We start from the raw sequence: 19,483 nt of genomic DNA, 5'->3' as shown, positions 1-19,483 counted from the left end.
GACCTGCCATGCGGCCGGCTATATGGGGCGGCACGTATTGGTGCCCCCTATTGGCAACCTCAACAGCGGTGCTCGCAAGAACGCCTCTGGACGACAGCGCGAAATGCCCGCGCCTCACACTGCTAGCTGTCGCCACGCCGAAACCAGGGCACGAGCCGCATAATCGATCTGTGCCTTGTCTAGGTGAAGGCCTACGGAAAACCGTATGGCGCCGGCCATTCGCTCCTCGGGGAGACCCATGGCTTTCAGTGTGGCGCTTGCCCCCGTGACGCTGTCATGACAGGCCGAACCGACAGACGCGGCGACATCGAAGGCAACGACAGCGAGCAATACCGCGGCTTCGATGTTCGGGAACGAGACATTCAGGGTATTCGGCAATCGCTCGGTCGGATGACCATTCAGTTGAAGGCCAGGAATCTGGTCGTCTAAGAGGCGGTAAAGGTGGTCCCGCAGGACTGTCAGATCGGCAGGAAACACCCCAAGCCCATCCTGGGCAAGCTGTGCGGCTCTGCCCAGCGCTACAATAGCCGGCACATTTTCTGTCCCGGGCCGCATCCCTGCTTCCTGCCCGGCACCAAACAGTATCGGGACGAGCGGGGGTGCAGCGGCCGCCCGATACAAGGCCCCTACGCCCTTGGGCGCATAAAACTTGTGCCCCGCCAATGTCAGGAAGTCGACACCCAGCGCGTGCACATCCAGTATCACCTTCCCCGCTGATTGTGCCGCATCCGTATGCATAAGCGCCCCACGGGCGTGAGCCACGGCCGCGATATCGCGAACCGGCTGCAAAGTGCCTGTCTCATTATTGGCATGCATGATTGAGACTAAGGCCGTATCTTCACGGACCGCGCGCGCTACCGCCGCAACCGGAACCCGGCCATAGGGATCGACTGGCACGATCGTCACATCCCAACCCTGGGCCTCCAAGGTCTTGATCGGGGCCAAAACCGAGGGGTGCTCGATAGCGGATGTGACGAGATGGCGTCGGCCCGGCAAGGCGCGGACTACCCCCTGTATCGCCAGATTATTGGCCTCGGTCGCCCCGCCCGTAAAACATATCTCTTCGGGGTGCGCCCCCACAAGCTCGGCCACCTGCCTGCGGGCCGTCGCCACAGCTTCACGCGCCCGCAGGCCATAGGCATGAGACGAGGAGGGATTGCCAAAATTCTCCTCCAGGAAGGGGCGCATCGCCGCAACGACCTCGGGCGCAATCGGCGTGGTCGCGTTATAATCCAGATAGACGGGCACAGTCATCCCAATGCCCGCGTCAGATCAGACACAAGGTCGTCGCGATCTTCGAGTCCAATCGACAGCCGGATCATCGTATCGGTGATGCCGCGCCGGGCCCGCTCCGCGACCGAGAGCCCGTGATGGGTCGTCGTAATAGGCTGCGTGGCGAGGCTCTCTACGCCACCTAAGCTGGGTGCGATCTTGATCAGTCGCAAGCGATCGACGACCTGCGCCGCGTCCGCGGCATTACCTCGCACATCCACGGTAACCATGCCGCCGAAGCCTTGCATCTGACGACCGGCAATCTCGTGGCCTGGATGATCCTCTAGGCCCGGATAAAAGACGGTCCTCACGCGTTCATGGCCGCGCAAGGCCCGCGCCACCGCCGCGGCGTTTTCATTATGACGTTCCACCCGCACGACCAGCGTACGCAAGCTACGCGCCAGAAGCTGCGCGGTCTCGGCCGCGATGGTCTGTCCAAAATTGCTGCGCCAAGCCCGAATGGGTGCAAGCAACGCCTCCGACCCCATTAAAGCGCCCGCCGTCAGATCGCTGTGACCACCGAGATACTTGGTGGCGCTATGCACTACGATGTCCGCCCCCCATGCCAAGGGCCGCTGGTTGACAGGCGAGGCGAATGTGTTATCCACGGCCACTAACGCGCCGAAGTCATGTGCGAGACTCGCCATACGACGAATGTCGATGATTTCAAGCGCGGGATTTGTGGGCGTCAAGCGTGCGCCGGCTCTCGGTATGCGCGACGGGACGTCCAAGTCGCCCTCGCGCCCTCGATCTCGGCGCAGCTCATTATCTCTCCGCTCCGCTGCGAGATGCCGCGGCCGTCCTGCCGATCTCGGCGCAGCTCATTATCTCTCCGCTCCGCTGCGAGATGCCGCGGCCGTCCTGCGGGCGAGCCGTGCGCTTTTCCGGCGCACAAGAGGCTCGCCCACAATAACTGGACGGCGTGTCGATGTCCTTGCAGGTGGCCTGCGGCCACCCGCCCGGACCTACGCCTCCCGCGGACTACGCGCCCTCGCTGCGCTCTCCCTGGCGCGTAGCGCTCGAAGAACACCAGTTTTCTCGATCCGCCCAGGATGGCGGCCAGACGCCCCGCTTCCCGGGTAAGCAGGAGCTGCGTGGGAATACCGAGGAGCGGCAATTGTTTTTCGAGAAGATCGAGCGTGCCGCCGTAGGCATCGCCAATACAAACAATACCCTCGCGTCCGTGGGCCAGGAAAAGCGCGGCCGCCGCCGCCATACCGGACCCGAACGCCAGTGCCGATTGCGCCCCTTCCAGCAGCGCAAGCTTGGCCTCGAGACCTTGAATAGTCGGGTTGAGTCCATAACGGGTGTAAAGCGCGCCTGATTTACGGCCCTCGACCACATCCAGGAGATCCGCAGTCGAATCGAACGCGAAAGTCGTTATCGTAAAGCGGCGTATGCGGTGCCCCATAGACATCCTTAAGCTCCCCGCCATGCACGCAGAGCGTGGATAATCCTCGTTTCTCTTCCATCCTCGCCTCCCAAGATATGCGCCTTATCGGTGTCTTTTTCCCTTACCACCAGAACCCGCCCCTAGCCATCGCCGGAGTCGCCGCTAGAGGTGTCGAAGATAAAAAAGAAATACCCATTCGAGCAGCATTTTGACCCGGACGAGATGCCGTGATCGTTTCGGGAAGATACCCCTGAAAGGCGGCCTGCCATCCTCGGAGATATGCATCCACATACCGTCGCTCTCCATATCCAGGATGCACGACAGCTCATGGCGATATGTGCAAGCCGCGTCCCGCCCCGTTAACGCCGTTCTCACGTTTCGGGCGGCGGCCTGCGCCCGTAGCTGAGCCATATGCGCCTGATGGGGCACCCAGGGTGGCGGCGCTTCGTGGGCAGCGCAATCGCCGGCAGCATACACATGGGGCAAACCTTTGACCTGACCATATCGATCTACATCGATATGGCCGCCGACTGACGCAGGCAGGCAGCGCGACTGGTGTATAAGAGGCGGACCGGTCATCGCCGCCGAGTAAAGCACGAGGTCCGCCTTGCGGAACGTCCCATCGTGGTCGATCATCCCGCCTTCAACGAACTTCTCAGGCGAATAACCATCATCGCGGATGATCCCCCGCTCCGCGAGTCGATCGGTAAGCGGGCCCTTGTCTCCCGGACTGCGGTCAGGAGAGAAAAAATGAATCTCGAAACGATCGCGGACACCCCTCGCCCTCAGCGCGGAATCCAGAAGGCAGGCGGATTCATACATGGGGCCCGTGCGCCCGGCGACAAAGCCATCCTTTCTGTTGATGCTAAAACCAACATAAATAATCCCACTATCCAAGGCGTCGAGCTTGGCTATAAAGCGATCCATATCATCTGGCCCGTAGCAGGGCGAGTAGGTGTACTCGGCCGTACCAGGGATATCCTCCTTCCGAAAGGTCGGCCCGATCCCCAAAAAAAGGATATCGTTGCGGTAGGTTCCGTGATCCGTGACCACGGTTCGACCACCATCCTGCAGCTCCATGACCTGGCCTTCTACAAAGCGAATATTTCTCCGCCACAGAAACGGGCGAATGTCGACCGTAATGCCTTTCTTATTTCGCTTCTTCGTTAAAAATTCGGGGATCGCGGGAAAATAAATAAAAGTCCCGTTGCCAATAAGGATGATATCGTAACGCGAATATAGCCTCCGAAAAATTGCCGCCGCGAATGGAAAAATGGGACTGTCTAGGAAATACATGAGGAAAAAGAGAGATGCGAACCCGTTGCCGGCCACGATGATTGTTTTTTTCATACGGCACTCCTTTTCGTAGACACATCGCGCATACCTTGGAGCGAAAGCGCGAGCCGGCGCCCCCCTTAAGAGGGCACCGGCAGAGATCCATGGCAACCGAGAAAAGCGTGTCTTACCGACGCCCCAATCCGATCCGATAGCCAACGACTCGATTCACCCCTTCCCGCCCCCATAGGTATAGCCTAATTACGCTGTGTCTGGTGCGCCCCCATAGTCTTAGTTCATTAGAAAAGTCTATTGGGCGCAGGCATGCATCCGCCGGCTGTACCCGGGAGTACCCCGTTTTGCCAAGCGCGTCTGGACTCGACCGTGTCCTTGGGGCGCTTATAAAGCCCAAGCCCACCGGCGCCGCGTTCGCGCCCATCAATGAAAACGATATTCTGACCCCAGGCCGCCCTATTCGCAGCGTCACGATATCCGTACCGGTATCTACCCTTCTCCCATGTCGCTCTATTCAAGTCTACAATTGAATATACTAAGACTATATCGATGAGAGGTAGCGAATGCAAGCGATTACAGGTTTTGTTGCTACCGGTGGGGACCCGATCTATTGCACGTGGCGGGATACTGAGGAAATCACACGGATCATACCGACCCACCCATTATAAAAAGGCATGGCGTGAACCCTTGCACTGACAGAGGAACGCGACAGCATCCGGAAATCGGTATTGTCGGGACCGGATCCTGAAAAAAGCCATACTGCACCGAAAGAATGCGCTCTTCTGCCGCACGCCGCCGGGGTACCCACGTCGACAACCTCTTCATGATCCATACCGCCGAATGGAACCACGTGGCCCCGTTCGAGTATCTGGTCGCGTTCCAGCACCACGGTGGCGAAGTGGCGACCCCACCACCCCGCCGCCTGGATGCCCTGGGACTACCAGACCATGCTGGCCTTGCAAAACCCTGACTCAAAACCCCCGATTAGCCCACATCCTTAGGCCCTTAGCACAATCCACGTTTATGCGCCGGAAAAGCGCACGGCTCGTCCGCAGGACGGCCGTGGCCAACCCCCTCTCTTTGTGGGGGCGGCATCTCGTAGCAAAGCGGAGTGTGATGATGGGCTGCGCCGAGATCGAGGGCGCGAGAGCGGCTGGGACGCCCCGTCGCGGATACCGAGAACCGGCGCACGCTTGGTGGCATTGGGCCTTTTCCACCACCTGACTCCGCCCAGATCGCCACGGGCCGGAGACTGTCGCGGTCTTGATGCCACCCTGCAATCCTTGTCACCCAGGATGCAGGCGGCTTGCGGGCGGGGGCTATCAGGACCGGTTCTTGTCGGCGATCCCGGTCTCTATGCCATCGATGCTGACGGCGTTGCGCTCGCGCCAATAGCGCCGCACACCCTCCTCGCCCTTCTTCTCGGTCCAGATGCGCAGGTCCGGCCGGTCGCCGGCGAAGTCGAAATACGGCACCCCGAAGCCGCACGAGGTCTGCACGAGGTCGATCGCGACATCGAAGATCTGGCGGGCGCCGGGCAACGGCGGAAAGAGCGCGGCAAGCACCGGCCAGGCGGGATCGGCCTGGTGGACGGCGCGCGCGGTCCCATAGAGCGATCGCGACATCGAAGATCTGGCGGGCGCCGGGCAACGGCGGAAAGAGCGCGGCAAGCACCGGCCAGGCGGGATCGGCCTGGTGGACGGCGCGCGCGGTCCCATAGAGCCGCAGGATGATGGGCTCGCCGCCAAAGGCGCAGAACATGAGCGTCATGCGCGGGTCACTCTGGACATGGGCCGCGGACTCGTTGCCGCTCCCCGTGAGGTTCAACCACGCAACGCGATTGGGGTCGAGGGGGCTCGCCGCCAAAGGCGCAGAACATGAGCGTCATGCGCGGGTCACTCTGGACATGGGCCGCGGACTCGTTGCCGCTCCCCGTGAGGTTCAACCACGCAACGCGATTGGGGTCGAGGATGCGCAAGCTGTCTAGGCCCTTGGGCGAGACGTTGACGCGCGAGTCGCAGGTGGCGGTGGCCACGAAGAAGATCTTCTGTTCCGTTATGAAGCGCGCCCAGCGCTCGGGGATATGCGCGTATTGCTTGGCCATGGCCCTTGGGCGAGACGTTGACGCGCGAGTCGCAGGTGGCGGTGGCCACGAAGAAGATCTTCTGTTCCGTTATGAAGCGCGCCCAGCGCTCGGGGATATGCGCGTATTGCTTGGCCATCGACCACCCCACCTCAGCTATCGCGGGAACTCCGGGGCCTTAGGGTATCACGGAGGCCGCCTCCGGGCCGTGCGCCACTCATCCGCGCTTGTCGCCCCGCCCCTCCAGGGGCGCGATCAGGACCGCGATGGGAAAGTGCGCCAAGAGCGTGGCGGCCCCCAAGGACCCGGCGCCGGTGGCGGCCGGTGTTACGAGCTCGCCCGACAAGACATCGCGCCATGACGGTATCGCAAGGCCCGCGGGTGGCAGGATACGTGTCTCCTCCCACACGGCGCATCCCAGGGGCAGGCGCTGGCCACCGCGCGTGAGTGCCCAGTAATGGCGGGGCACGACTACGAGTGCGACCGCGTCTTCGCTGCGGCGGATGAAACCCACGAGATGACGGGCATGGGGCCCTTGGGCCTCCAAGGGCTCGTAGTGGCCCTCGGCAAAGAGCCAGGGATAGGCGCGCCGCAGGTGCAAAAGGCATCGGGTCAGGTGCATCTTCACGCGCCCGTCCTCGGGGTGCGTAAGCCATGCGGTAAGCAAAACCGCGCGTCCGCCGGCATCCTCCACATCGAAGCGCGCGACTTCGGCCAGTATCCGGGCACGGGACGCATAGTCCACCGCGCCCCGGTTGTCCGGGTCCACGAGATGAAAATCCCACAGCTCGGTCCCCTGATAGAAGTCCGGGACCCCGGGCACGGTAAGCTTCAACGCCACCTGGCTCAACGCCGTCCAGAGCCCCACGCGCGCGATCGGAGCGATGAAGGCCGCGAGTCCTGCGAGCGTCTCGCCGTTTGCCTCGGGGTCGGTGACGGCGTCCACGAATGCCACCAAAGCGTCCTCATACTCGGGGGCGGGCTTAACCCAGCTCGTTTCGCCCTTGGCCTCGCGCACGGCCTTTAGCATGTAATCCTTCAGGCGCGCGCGCACGTCCGTCCAGGCCTCGGGGGTATGCGTGAGGGGCCAGATGCCGATCAGGGTCTGATAAAAGAGGTACTCATCGCGCGCCGAGGGCGCGGCCCCGCCCAGGCCCTTGAGGGCCGCGTGACGCGCCTTCAGCCACTGTCCGCACTCACCCCATGCCTGTGGGATCTCGGACAGGACATGCAGCCGCGCGCGCACGTCCTCGCTGCGCTTGCTGTCATGGGTGGAGGTCGCAAGCAGCGTCTTGGAATGATGGCGCAGGCGCTCGCCATTGGCCTCATGGAAGGCCGCGCGCGAGACCGCGAAACGCGACGGGTCGCCACCGACCTCGTTTAACGACACCATGCGGTTATAGCGATAGAAGAGCGTGTCCTCCAGACCCTTGGCCATGACCGGACCCGTATACTGCTGAAACGCCCCCACGAAATCCAGGATTTCGCCCTGCTCCTCGGGGGCGCACCCATCCAGGCCCTCGAGCAGCAACAGGTCGCGGATGAAATCCACCGCCGCCGGCTCCACGAGCGGGTTGCGCTCTTTGGCCTGCGCGCACGCCGCGTCGATCACCGCGCGATCCGCCGCGCTCACGCCGGCGGCGGTCACATAGGTGCGGTACACGGAAAAACACGCCACGATCTCAAAGAGCGCGGTCCTCTGCGCCGATAGCGTGAGATCGCGTGTGCGCCGGTCACGCTCGGCGATGCGGTCGAGCGCGAGCCCCAGGGTATGGATCTCGCTGCCAAGGATGGTATGCAGGATGAGCGCTTTGCACTCATAGAGCAGGCCCGCATAGTCGTCGCAAGCGCCCACGAACGCCTCGTAGGCGGCGTCGATGCCGGCCTCGCCCTTGGCATCGACGAGCACGCCGCTTGCAAGGCGCGTGAAGTCGTAGCCGGTCGTGCCATGCACCGGCCAGTCCCCGGGCAATGATTCACTGGCCCCCAGGATCTTCTCCACCACCACATATAAGGGCCCAGGATCGGCTGCGGCCCCCGCCCCCGCACTTTGCCTGCGCTCCCGCGCCCAGTCCTGGAGTCTCGCGCAATAGCCGCGCGGATCACGCAGGCCGTCGGGGTGGTCGATCCTAAGCCCGGTCACATCACCGGCGGCGATCCAGCGGCCGATGAGCTCGTGGGTCGCCGCAAACACCTCGGGGTCTTCCATGCGCAGCGCGGCGAGCTCATTGATGTCGAAGAAACGCCGGTAGTTGATCTCGTATCCGGCGACGCGCCAGAACGCCAGCCGGTAGGCCTGCTGTTCCAAGAGCGCGTGCAGGGCGTCGTAGCGGTGCGCGCCCGCACCCTCGAACCCATTATAGCGCGCCAGTACCGTCTTCAGGGCCTCGGCGCACCGCGCATGCCCGGTCACCCACGCGCCCATGCGGCTCGCCCCCTCGACCACGAGGCCCGCTGACGCGGCGGCGGTCGCCATATCCACGGCTTGGATCGAGGCCCGCTCGAAAAGCGCGATAAGGTCCGATATCTCCTGCCCGATCGCCTCATCGCCAGGGCCTAAGCCTGCGACGGATTGCGCGACCTCTGCCAGAAGCTGCGGATAGGACCCGGGGCCTAGCGGCAGGAGGTGATCATAATAACGCACGATAAACCCCCCATGACCGGCATCGAAGTCAAGGACGATGTCCCCGGCCTCCAGCACCTCGCCATAAGGTCCGCCGAGGATCGGGATGACGACCTTGTCCTCATAGGGCCGCTCGGGTGTCACCCAATCGATATCGAAATAATGCGCGAACCGGGACCGCCTCCCGAGCGCCAGTATGTCCCACCACAAGCGGTTTTCCGGATCGTCGACGCGCATATGGTTTGGGACGACATCGAGAATCTGGTAAAGCCCATGGGCATTGAGTGCCCGCACGAAGGCTAGGCGCTCGGTCTCGGTGCCGACCTCGGGATTGATGTGCATGTGGTCTACGATATCGTAGCCATGATTGCTGCCGGCGTGGGCCTTGAGATACGGTGAGGCGTAACAATGGCTGATTCCGAGTTCGGCCAGATACGGAACAAGCCGTGTGGCATCGCGAAAACCAAAGCCTTTGTGGAACTGCCAGCGGTAGGTGGCGCGCACCGGGCACTCATGATGCGCCTGCCCGGGGGCCGACTGTGCCGCGCGCGATGCGCCAGCGCGCCGGCTCACGGACCGCCTGCCGTCGTGCCGGCCATCGCCGGCCATAGGCCCCAGCGGACCTCCCAAGGACCGAGCCGCCCCCCGTCTGCCGGCGCGCGCGTCTCATAGAGGGTCACGGGCGCGGCACCCGCACGATCCAATGCGACCACCTCCGCATCCCCGAGATTCGCGGCAAGATGCAGTCGCGCGCCGTCGGCAAAGCGCCAGCTCACGGTCAGGCCGCGCGCGCCGAAGCGCTCAAAACCCTCGGCGCGCGCCTCGCCTGCGACCAGCCGTGGGGCAAGCTCGCGCGCGCGGGTCGCGAGCAGCGCGCGATGGAACGTAAGCCAATCCCGACCCGGCGCGCGCTCGGCCTCGGTCCAGTCGAGCCGGCTCTTGGCCCATGTTGCGGGGCTGTTGGGGTCTGGGATATGGGCGCGACGCGATTCGTCGGCAAACTCCGGGAAGCGCGCGAATTCCCGGCGCCGCCCCTCGGTCACGGCGCGACCGAGCTCGGGCCCGAAGTCACAAAAAAACAGAAACGGCCGGCTGCAGGCAAACTCCTGGCCCATGAACAGCAAGGGTGGCGAGGGCGCGAGCAGGAGCACCGCGGTCGCCGCGCGTACCGCCGCGGGCGACGCGAGCGCCGTTATGCGCTCCCCAAAGGCGCGGTTGCCGATCTGGTCATGGTTTTGCAGAAACCCCACGAACGCCGCCGGCGGGAGTCCTTGCGTCGATTCACCGCGCGCCCCCTGGTGGACCGCCGACCACTCCCCCTGGTAGGCGAAGCCCTCGGTCAGGCAGCGGCCGAGCCGGCCGGCCGGATCATCCGTGTAATCCGCATAGTAGCCGTCATGCTCACCTGTCAAAAGCACATGCAGGACGTGATGGATATCATCGTTCCATTGCGCGGTGAACCCCTGAGGCCCGTCGCCGCCATGGAGATGGCGGGCCTCATTGTTCTCGTTTTCCAAGACCAGATGGATATGGCGTCCGTGGGCCCGCAGCGGTGCCACAGCCTCGGCGATGGCGGTCAATATCGATTGCGGCGAATCGTCGACAATGGCATGCACGGCATCGAAACGCAGACCGTCGCAATGGTATTCGCAAAGCCAGTAGCGCGCGTTCGCAATAAAGTAGGCGCGCACCGCGGCGCTACCCGGTCCGTCGAAGTTTATGGCGTCGCCCCACGGTGTGCGATGGCGTGAGGTAAAGAACTCGGGGGCATAGACGCCGAGATAGTTGCCATCCGGGCCAAAGTGGTTATAAACGACGTCGACGAACACCATGAGCCCAAGACCGTGGGCGGCGACGATCAGGGCCTTCAGGTCCTCGGGGCGGCCATAATGGCTGTCGGGGGCAAACGGCAGCACGCCGTCATAACCCCAGTTGGCGTGCCCCGGGAAATCGGCGAGCGGCATGAGCTCTATGGCCGTCACCCCAAGCGAGACCAGTCGCGGGAGGAGCGCCATGGCGCCCGCGAAGGTCCCTTCGGGACTGAAGGTGCCGACATGAAGCTCGTAGACCACCGCCTCGCCCCACGGGCGCCCGCGCCACCCCTCATCGCCCCACGCAAAGGCCTGTGCATCCACCACTTCGCTCGCGCCATGCACATCCTGCGGCTGAAAGCGCGATCCCGGATCCGGGACCTTCAGGTCACCGTCGATGCGGTAACGATACAGGCTCCCCGGGCGTGCCTGTCCGCTTGTGACCTGAAACCAGCCGCCATCCACGGCATCCATGGGGACCGCCGCCCCCTCTTCCTCCAGCACCACGTCGACCCGGCGCGCCGCCGGGGCCCACAACCGGAACCGTACCCCGCCCTCGACACACTCGGCCCCGAAGCCCAGGGGCTCGTGACGCCTCGCCGCCCCCGCAGCCCGCGCGTCCTTGTGAACCGTCATGACACCTCCCGCACGAATGCCGCCGTTCCCACTCAGTGTCCAAGCCCCATGCGCCGATCCGGGGTGGCTTCGCGCAACAGCACAAGGGAGCGCCCTTGCAGGGGATAGACACCGCTTGTGATCACCGCCCCCGTGGCGCGCGCCGGGACGCTGTAGCTGGTATCGATATCCACCTGCCACCCCTGAGTCCTATAGGGGGGCAGCGCAAACGGGATCTCCTCGTGATGCGCGTTCAACAACCACAGAAAATCGACATCCCCTATCATGCGCCCCCGGTCGTCGAATTCCTCCAGCCCTTCGCCGGCCAGAAACAGCCCGAGACGGCGGGCAAAGCTCTGCCGCCACTCCTCATCGTTCATCTCGGTGGCGTCGGGCTTCAACCAGGTGATGTCCTTGATGTCGCTGCCGTGGATGCGCCGCCCCTGAAAAAACGAACGCCGGCGGAATACCTTGTGGTTTTGCTTGATGCGGATCACATGCTGGACGAACCGCAAAAACTCGTGGTCCTCCGGCGTCAGCTCCCAGTTCACCCAATTGATCGGGTCGTCATGGCAATAGGCGTTGTTGTTGCCGCGTTGCGTGCGCCCGATCTCGTCGCCGGCGAGGATCATCGGGACCCCCTGCGACAGCAGCAGGGTGGCGATCATGTTGCGCTTCTGACGCGCGCGCAGGGCGCGTATGGCGAGGTCGTCCGTGGGTCCCTCGACGCCACAATTCCATGACAGGTTGGTATCGGTACCGTCGCGGTTATCCTCGCCATTGGCCTCGTTGTGCTTATGGTTGTAGCTCACCAGATCCTCGAGGGTGAAGCCGTCGTGCGCGGTCACGAAATTGATCGAGGCGTAGGGATTGCGGCCGCCATGCCCATAGAGATCGCTTGAACCCGTCAGCCTGTAGGCGAGCTCGCCTATGACCCCGCCCTCCCCCTTCCAGTAGGCGCGCACCACGTCGCGGTACTTGCCGTTCCACTCGGTCCAGCCCACCGGAAAATTGCCGACCTGATACCCGCCTTCGCCAAGGTCCCAAGGCTCTGCGATGAGCTTGACCTGCGAGAGCACCGGGTCCTGGTGGATGATATCGAAGAACGCCGACAACCGGTTCACATCGTGCAGCTCGCGCGCCAAGGTCGAGGCGAGATCGAAGCGAAAACCGTCGACATGCATCTCCAGGACCCAATAACGCAGCGAGTCCATGATGAGCTGCAAGACGCGCGGATGGAGCATGTTCAGGGTGTTGCCGCAGCCCGTGAAGTCCATGTAATAGCGCGCGTCCTCGGACGACAGGCGGTAATAGGAGAGGTTGTCTATGCCCTTGAAGGACAGCGTCGGGCCCATGTGGTTGCCCTCGGCCGTATGGTTGTACACGACATCGAGGATGACCTCTATCCCGTTTGTATGAAACGCCTTCACCATGGTCTTGAATTCGGATATCCGGCCGCTCGCCGAATAGCGCGCATCGGGAGCGAAAAACCCGATCGAATTGTAGCCCCAGTAGTTGCGCAGCCCGCGCTCGACCAGATGACGATCATCTATGAAGGCGTGCACCGGCATGAGCTCGACTGCGGTGATGCCAAGCGACTTCAGGTATTCGATGACGCGCGCCGATCCGAGGCCGGCATAGGTGCCGCGCAAATCCTGGGGTATGAGCGGGTGCAGCCAGGTGAAGCCCTTGACGTGCAGCTCATAGATGATGGTGTCATGCCAGGGCGTGCGCAAAAGCCGGTCGTCGCCCCAGCTGAATGCCGATTCCACGACCCGCGCCTTGGGCATGAATGGCGCGTTGTTGGCGCGATCGAACGACAGGTCCTCGAGCCTGTGGCCGACGCGGTAGGCAAAATGCGCATTGCTCCAGCGCAACTCGCCGGCAATGGCCTTGGCATACGGGTCGAGGAGCAGCTTGTTGCCGTTGAAGCGATGGCCGTGGCGCGGGTCGTAGGGCCCATAGACCCGGTAGCCATAAAGCCAACCCGGCCGCGCCTCCGGCAGGTAGCAGTGCCATACCTGATCGGTCTGCCAGCGTACCGGTATGCGTGCGGTCTCGTGACGCCCGTCCTCGGTGAACAAACACAGCTCCACCCCTTCGGCGTGTTCGGAAAACAGGGCGAAGTTGACGCCCTCGCCGTCCCAGGTGGCGCCCAGGGGATAGGGCCGTCCCGGCCAGACCGCATGACGGCCCGCAGCCCGTGGTCCGGTGGACCGACGCTCATCGCTCATCGTCCGGCCCTCACTGTCGGCCCGGGCCTTCGCCGATACCCTGCGGGCGCTCGCGCGGCCAATCGCGCTCCAGGACATGCGCCGCCCAACGCCGGCCCCCGAGGCCAAAGGCCAGGGCTGCCGCGAGCGTCACCCCGCCAAGAAGGATGAGAAACGAGTCGCGTATGAGCCCCTGGCCGATGTGGAGCTCGTCCAATACCATGAGCACCACGAACGCAATCACGATCGAGCGCATCAGCCGCCCGAGGACCGGGGCATCGGCAAGCCCGAGTTCATTGCCATACAACGTCACCGATTGCGCCACGAAGCGCGCGAAGTACAAACCGGCCGCGAGCATCAGGAGCGCCACCATAAGACGCGGGATATAGAGCGCAATGCGCGTGGCCACGGCAGCGCCCGCCGACAGGCCGGCGATATCGAGGGCCCATATGAGGGCGATCAGGATCACGAGCGCCGCCACCAGCATCCCCATAAGGCCGGTGGTGTCGGTCCCGGCGCCGCCTGCGGTCAATAATCCGTCGAGTCCGGCGCGCTCCGTCACGATATGAAAATTCATGGCGCGCAGGGTCTTTATGGCGACGAATCGCAGAAAGCGGGCCGCCAACCACCCGCCGCCCAGAATACCGAGCGCAATAAGAATGGGCGGCAGCCACCGCTGCCACTGCCAGACGATCGCCGGCAGGGGCGCGAGCGCCGCGTGTAGGATAGTCATGATGTCAGCCTCCTTCTCCGTATGAATCGCCCAACGCCCCTGCGCCGGACAGCCCCGGGGGACGCCGGCCTCAGGTGTTTTTGTGAATCTACGCGCCTGGCGGATCCTGCGCCACGGCCTCACGCTCAAGGCCCTGCAAAAGGCCCTGCAGGGGAATCGCGAGCGCCTGGGGGCGGTTATTCATCTCGTAACGCAGTTCATAAAAGGCCTTCTCGAGGATGAAGAGCTGCAACCAATCCGCGGCCTCGGCAAAGCTGCCCCAGAGGCTCGTGGTCTCCATGGCCGCGGCATAGGAGGCGATGAACGCCGCGACCGTGGCCTGCTCCCAGGCGCGGGCGTGAGGCAGTAACATCGTCCTATGCTCGGCCTGCCCGGCGGTGACACGGTCAAGCACTGTATAGAGGGCGTAGCTGAACGACCGCAGCATGCCCGCGACATCGCGTAGCGGCGTGCTCTTGCGTCGGCGCTCGGAGAACGGCCGCCCGGGCTCGCCCTCGAAATCGGTGATCGCGAAATCGTTTTGCTGGAGCAAGACCTGCCCCAGGTGGTAATCCCCGTGGTAGCGGATCTTTTGTCCCACGGTCGGGGCGGCCAGTGCGGCGCGCGCAAGGAACGTCTCGCGACCGGCGAGCACGGCCTTGGCGTCATCCTGGACCTCGGGCGAGAGGTTGGCAAGCCGCGCGGAGAGCATCTCGAAGGTCTGCTCCATCTCGCCGCGTACCCCCGCGACCCAGCGCGCGCCATCGTCGGGGGCGAGCGGTTCGGGATCGAAGGCGGGATCACCGTAGGGCGTGGCCAAGGCCTGATGCATCTGCGCGGTGCGCAAAGCGAGCGTGCGCACGAGCGCGAGATAGCCGCCATGCACCTCCTCACTCCCCCCTGGCGGGGCCGCGCCATGCAGACACAGTTCGAGATAATTGTCGAGATAGTTCAGGGTATAGTCCCAACCGTCCCCCTGGTTCTCGACATAGGCTTGGAGCAGCGCAAGCGTGATGACGCTACCCGCAGCCGGCCGGTACTCGAGGGTCCCGAGCACCGGCACGGTATGGCGAAAGCCCGCCACGTCGCACAAGAACCGGCCCATCTCGACCTCCGGGTTGATGCCCTCCTGCAATCGCCGATAGCCCTTCAAAAACAACCGTTCGCCGATCGCCACCGCCGTGTTGCTGCTGTGCGTATTGGGATGGCGGACCGTCTCGTCCGCGGCCACCGGCTGCTCGAGCGTACCCACGGCCACGCCCTGCACGACACCGCCCTCGCCCGCAAAGGCCAGCCCCGCGCGCATCACCGCGACAAGCCCGCGGCAAAAGGCGTCGTCGGCGAAGGCATCGCCCAAGATGCCAAGCGTCGCCTGTTGGCGTACGCGCGCCACGGCAAGCGGCAAAACCGTGCGCATGCGCGCCTCGCTGTCGCTCTCCCACAGGAGCGACAGCGGCACGAAATAGCGGCCCACGGGCGCCCCCTCACCCGCTTCCACGACATCCGCGATCATGAAGAAAAACCGGCCGTCGGATCCCACCCATTCGGCGGTCTCGGTCATGGCGACCCGCTTTGGGACCACGCCCTTCTCGGCATACCAACGCTGCGCGATCACAAAGCGTGGCAAGGCATCGCGTTCCCACTGTTCACGGACGCGGTCGGCCATGGCCATGCGCCAGGGCACCACGCGCTCGCGAAACAGGCTCCGCCAGCCATCGAACAGCACGAGCAACGGCAGCTCCTCGGGGGGCAGGCGCTCCTCGTGCCAGGCCGGGATTTCCCCTCCGGCGGCGAGCCGGAACCAATAGAAGCCATGGCCGTGGAGGGTCAAAAGATACGGGAGGTCGCCGATCGGCGGAAACGGCGTCCGACCCATGAGCTCGATCGGCACGCGCCCCTTGTAGGCCGACAGATCGAGTTCCACGGGCTGCGCGGAGTGCGACAGATTGGCGACGCACAGGATCGTCTCATCGCCATAGGCACGCACATAGGCGAGGATCTTGCGGTTGCCGGGCTCCAGGAACACGAGCGCGCCCCGCCCGAACACCTTCGTGCTCTTGCGGATCGTGAGCATGCGCCGCGTCCAGTTCAACAAAGACGAGGGGTCGCGCGCCTGCGCCTCGACATTCACCGCGCCATAACCATAAATGGGGTCCATGATCGGCGGCAAAAACAGGCGCTGCGGGTCGGCGCGCGAGAAGCCGGCGTTGCGATCCGGGCTCCACTGCATGGGGGTCCGCACACCGTTGCGGTCACCGAGATAAATATTGTCGCCCATGCCGATCTCGTCGCCGTAGTAGATGATCGGCGACCCGGGCATCGACAAAAGCAGACTGTTCATGAGTCGGATCTTGTCGAAATCATTATCCATGAGCGGCGCGAGCCGGCGGCGTATCCCAAGATTAAGGCGCGCCTTCCGGTCGGCGGCGTACATCTGGTACATATAGTCACGCTCATTGTTCGTGACCATCTCCAGGGTGAGTTCGTCGTGGTTGCGCAGAAAGATCGCCCACTGGCAGGTCTCGGGGATGTCCGGCGTCTGCTTCATGATCTCGACGATCGGATGCCGGTCCTCCTGCGCTATGGCCATATACATCCGCGGCATGAGCGGAAAGTGATAGGCCATGTGGCACTCATCGCCCGTGCCGAAGTAGTCGCGCACATCCTCCGGCCACTGATTGGCCTCGGCAAGCAACATGCGATTCTCATAGCGCCGGTCTATCACCGAACGCATGTAGCGCACGACCGCATGGGTCTCCGGCAGGTTCTCGTTGCTCGTCCCCTCGCGCACGCACAGATACGGGATGGCGTCGAGCCGCAGGCCGTCGACACCCAGGCCAAGCCAAAACTCCATGACCCGCACCACCGCCTTCACGACATGCGGATTGTTGTGGTTCAGGTCCGGTTGATGGAAAAAGAAGCGATGCCAGTAGTAGGCGTGGGCGACATCATCCCATGCCCAGTTCGACTTCTCGCTGTCGGTGAATATGATGCGGGTATCCTCGAACTTCTTGGCGGTATCGCTCCACACATAGAAGTCGCGCTTGGGCGAACCCGCGGGCGCCTGGCGCGCCGCCTGAAACCAGGGATGCTGGTCGGAGGTGTGGTTTATGACAAGCTCGGTGATGACCCGCAGCCCCCGTTCATGGGCGGCGCGCACGAACTGCAGGAAATCGCGGCGCGTCCCGTAGTCGGGATGGACATTGCGGTAATCGGCGATGTCATACCCGTCGTCGCGCATGGGCGACGGGTAGAAAGGCAGCACCCACAGGGTATCGACACCGAGATCCTGGAGATAATCGAGCTTCTCGGTGAGCCCCGCGAAATCCCCGATACCGTCGCCATTACCATCGAAGAAAGCACGTACATGCAATTCGTAGATGACCGCGTCCTTGTACCAGAGCGGATCATCCGATATCCGCGATTCCTCGCTTCTTGTCTTTCTATGCATGGATGACCTAAGAGTAGTAATCGAAGTCGTGCTCGGTGCCGACATAGCCGCGCGGGCGGAATATATGCGCCGGCATCTGCTCGGGCGCGAGTTCCACGTAATGGCGGCCACCGCTCCACAGATAGCGCGCATCCGACAGGAGATCGTGCATCTGCACCGCGCGGTCGGCAGGAGCGCCGGCGACCTGCGCCGGCCACTCGACCCATCCGGACTGACGGTGATAGGGGTCGAGGTTCACCACCACGAGAATGACCGACGCGCCGTCGTCGGAGGTCTTGCTGTAGGCGATCAGGTTATCGTTATCGATGGCATGGAATACGAGGCGGCAATCGGCCTTGAGCGCCGGATGCGCGTGGCGTATGGCGTTGATGCGCGCAATGATCGCCTGCAGGCTGTCGGGCCGGGCGACATCCCAGGTGCGCCGCTCGTACTTCTCGGAGTCCCGATACTCCTCGCTACCCGGCTCGCGCGGTACCGATTCCATGAGCTCGAAGGCCGGCCCGTAAATGCCGTAGTTGGCGCTCAGGGTCGCGGCCAGCACCAGACGCGCGATGAACGCCGCGCGCGGGGCATGTTGCAGATAGGGCGGCAGGATGTCGGGGGTGTTCGGCCAGACGTGCGGCCGGAAATACTCGCGGCCCGGTCCACGCGTGAGCTCGGTGAAGTACGCGATCAGTTCGTGCTTGCTGTTGCGCCACGTGAAATAGGTATAAGAGTGCGTGAACCCGAGCTTCGCGAGCCTGTGCATCACCTTGGGGCGCGTGAAGGCCTCGGCCAGAAACAAGACATCGGGGTGCTCGGCGCGTACCGCGTCTATGAGCCATTCCCAGAAGGCGAAGGCCTTGGTGTGGGGATTGTCGACCCGGAAGATGCGCACCCCGGCGTCGATCCAGAACAGGACGATGCCCTTCAATTCCCGCCAAAGGGCCTGCCAGTCCTCGGTCTCGAAGTCCAACGGGTAGATGTCCTGGTATTTCTTCGGGGGGTTCTCGGCGTACTGGATGCTGCCGTCCGGGCGGTGACGGAACCATTGCGGGTGCTCGGTCACATACGGGTGGTCGGGGGCGCACTGAAAGGCGATGTCGAGCGCGACGGCAAGCCCGAGCCGTTCGGCCTCCGCACAGAATGCCCGGAAATCCGCAAGCGTGCCCAGGGCCTGGGCCACGTCCTTGTGACCGCCCTCGGCGCTGCCGATCGCCCACGGACTACCGACATCCGCGGGATCGCGGCTTACGGTATTATTCGGACCCTTGCGGCGCACGGTCCCGATCGGTGATATCGGCGGCAGGTATACGACATCGAAACCCATGGCCGCCACATGGGTAAGGATCGGGCCGGCATCACCCAGTCGTCCGCCGGCAGACCCCCAGCGCGAGCGTGGAAAGAATTCATACCAGGCCGCGGCGCGCGCGCTCTCGGGGTCCACACGCACCGCGAGTTCTTGTGTCCACGCCGTCTCATGCGCGGGCTGCGAAAACCGGTAGACCCGTTCGGCCAGCACCTCGTCTAACAGCGCCGTACGCTTGTCGGCGGAAGACGCCTGGCCCTCGAGCAGCGCCTGTACGACACGCAGCGGACGCGCTTCGCGCGCCGGCGCACAGGCCGCGGCGCCCGCAATCAGGAGCGCTGCCTGCTGAAAGACCAGGGCAAGATCCGGGTCGTCGGCCGGCCGACGCGCGAGTTCCTGGGTGAGCGAGCCGAATCGATCGACATGGGCACGCACCGTATAGTGATAGATACCGAGCTCGGCGACCACAAAGCGTCCCTGATAGCGATCATTGCCAAGCGCCGTCATGCGCGTCGTGCCCAGCGTGCGGCCGCTTGGTTTGCGTACGCACAGCACACAGGCCACGGCGTCGTGACCATCGGCAAACACATCGGCCTCCACGATCACGGTGTCGCCGATCACCCGCTTTATGGGGAAGCGCCCGCAGTCGACCATCGGGGTCAGGGCCTCGATCACCACCCGACAGCGGCCATCGGCTGGCAGGGGCGGCTCCTTGCCCGGACGCCGCGCCAC

The 19,483-nt window shown here is 63.8% G+C and carries 9 protein-coding genes and 4 pseudogenes; all 13 read right to left on the bottom strand.

Annotation, left to right across the window (positions count from 1 at the left end; all coding sequences use genetic code 11):
* Positions 1-114: 114 nt before the first annotated feature.
* A complete protein-coding gene (locus tag C4901_RS06115) occupies positions 115-1,254 on the bottom strand; it encodes a cysteine desulfurase family protein (protein WP_110136572.1) in 1,140 nt (379 codons plus the stop codon).
* Positions 1,251-1,961 (bottom strand): annotated as a pseudogene (locus C4901_RS06110) (PLP-dependent aspartate aminotransferase family protein); the annotation flags it as partial. The gene C4901_RS06115 and the pseudogene C4901_RS06110, both read right to left, overlap by 4 nt.
* Positions 1,962-2,290: 329 nt before the next feature.
* Positions 2,291-2,683, bottom strand: a pseudogene (locus tag C4901_RS19220) (PLP-dependent transferase); the annotation flags it as partial.
* Positions 2,684-2,827: 144 nt separating this feature from the next.
* Entirely contained in the window at positions 2,828-4,015 is a 1,188-nt protein-coding gene (locus C4901_RS06100; protein ID WP_110136571.1) for an NAD(P)/FAD-dependent oxidoreductase, read from the bottom strand.
* 1,262 nt (positions 4,016-5,277) lie between these two features.
* Positions 5,278-5,580: a hypothetical protein gene (locus C4901_RS17540; RefSeq protein ID WP_168185438.1), complete on the bottom strand. Its 303-nt coding sequence runs from the start codon at positions 5,578-5,580 to the stop codon at positions 5,278-5,280.
* 70 nt (positions 5,581-5,650) lie between these two features.
* Positions 5,651-6,059: pseudogene (locus C4901_RS06090) on the bottom strand (pyridoxamine 5'-phosphate oxidase family protein); the annotation flags it as partial.
* Positions 6,057-6,177 (bottom strand): annotated as a pseudogene (locus C4901_RS19215) (pyridoxamine 5'-phosphate oxidase family protein); the annotation flags it as partial. The pseudogenes C4901_RS06090 and C4901_RS19215, both read right to left, overlap by 3 nt.
* 78 nt (positions 6,178-6,255) lie before the next feature.
* Positions 6,256-9,234: a malto-oligosyltrehalose synthase gene (gene treY / locus C4901_RS06085; protein WP_168185571.1), complete on the bottom strand. Its 2,979-nt coding sequence runs from the start codon at positions 9,232-9,234 to the stop codon at positions 6,256-6,258.
* The gene (gene treZ, locus C4901_RS06080) at positions 9,231-11,108 is read right to left on the bottom strand and encodes a malto-oligosyltrehalose trehalohydrolase (protein WP_110136568.1); all 1,878 of its coding nucleotides are present in this window, start codon (positions 11,106-11,108) and stop codon (positions 9,231-9,233) included. The genes treY and treZ overlap by 4 nt, the downstream gene beginning before the upstream one ends.
* A 32-nt stretch (positions 11,109-11,140) precedes the next feature.
* The gene (gene glgX / locus C4901_RS06075; RefSeq protein WP_110136567.1) at positions 11,141-13,321 is read right to left on the bottom strand and encodes a glycogen debranching protein GlgX; all 2,181 of its coding nucleotides are present in this window, start codon (positions 13,319-13,321) and stop codon (positions 11,141-11,143) included.
* Positions 13,322-13,331: 10 nt separating this feature from the next.
* Positions 13,332-14,033: a hypothetical protein gene (locus C4901_RS06070; protein WP_110136566.1), complete on the bottom strand. Its 702-nt coding sequence runs from the start codon at positions 14,031-14,033 to the stop codon at positions 13,332-13,334.
* Between the two features lie 88 nt (positions 14,034-14,121).
* Complete coding sequence (gene treS / locus C4901_RS06065) at positions 14,122-17,463, bottom strand: maltose alpha-D-glucosyltransferase (RefSeq protein WP_110136565.1); 3,342 nt, start codon at positions 17,461-17,463, stop codon at positions 14,122-14,124.
* Between the two features lie 7 nt (positions 17,464-17,470).
* Entirely contained in the window at positions 17,471-19,483 is a 2,013-nt protein-coding gene (locus C4901_RS06060; protein WP_205736226.1) for an alpha-1,4-glucan--maltose-1-phosphate maltosyltransferase, read from the bottom strand.

Origin of the sequence: Acidiferrobacter sp. SPIII_3 (assembly GCF_003184265.1) — a bacterium.
Lineage (GTDB): Bacteria > Pseudomonadota > Gammaproteobacteria > Acidiferrobacterales > Acidiferrobacteraceae > Acidiferrobacter.
This window is presented reverse-complemented; position numbering and strand designations above follow the sequence as displayed.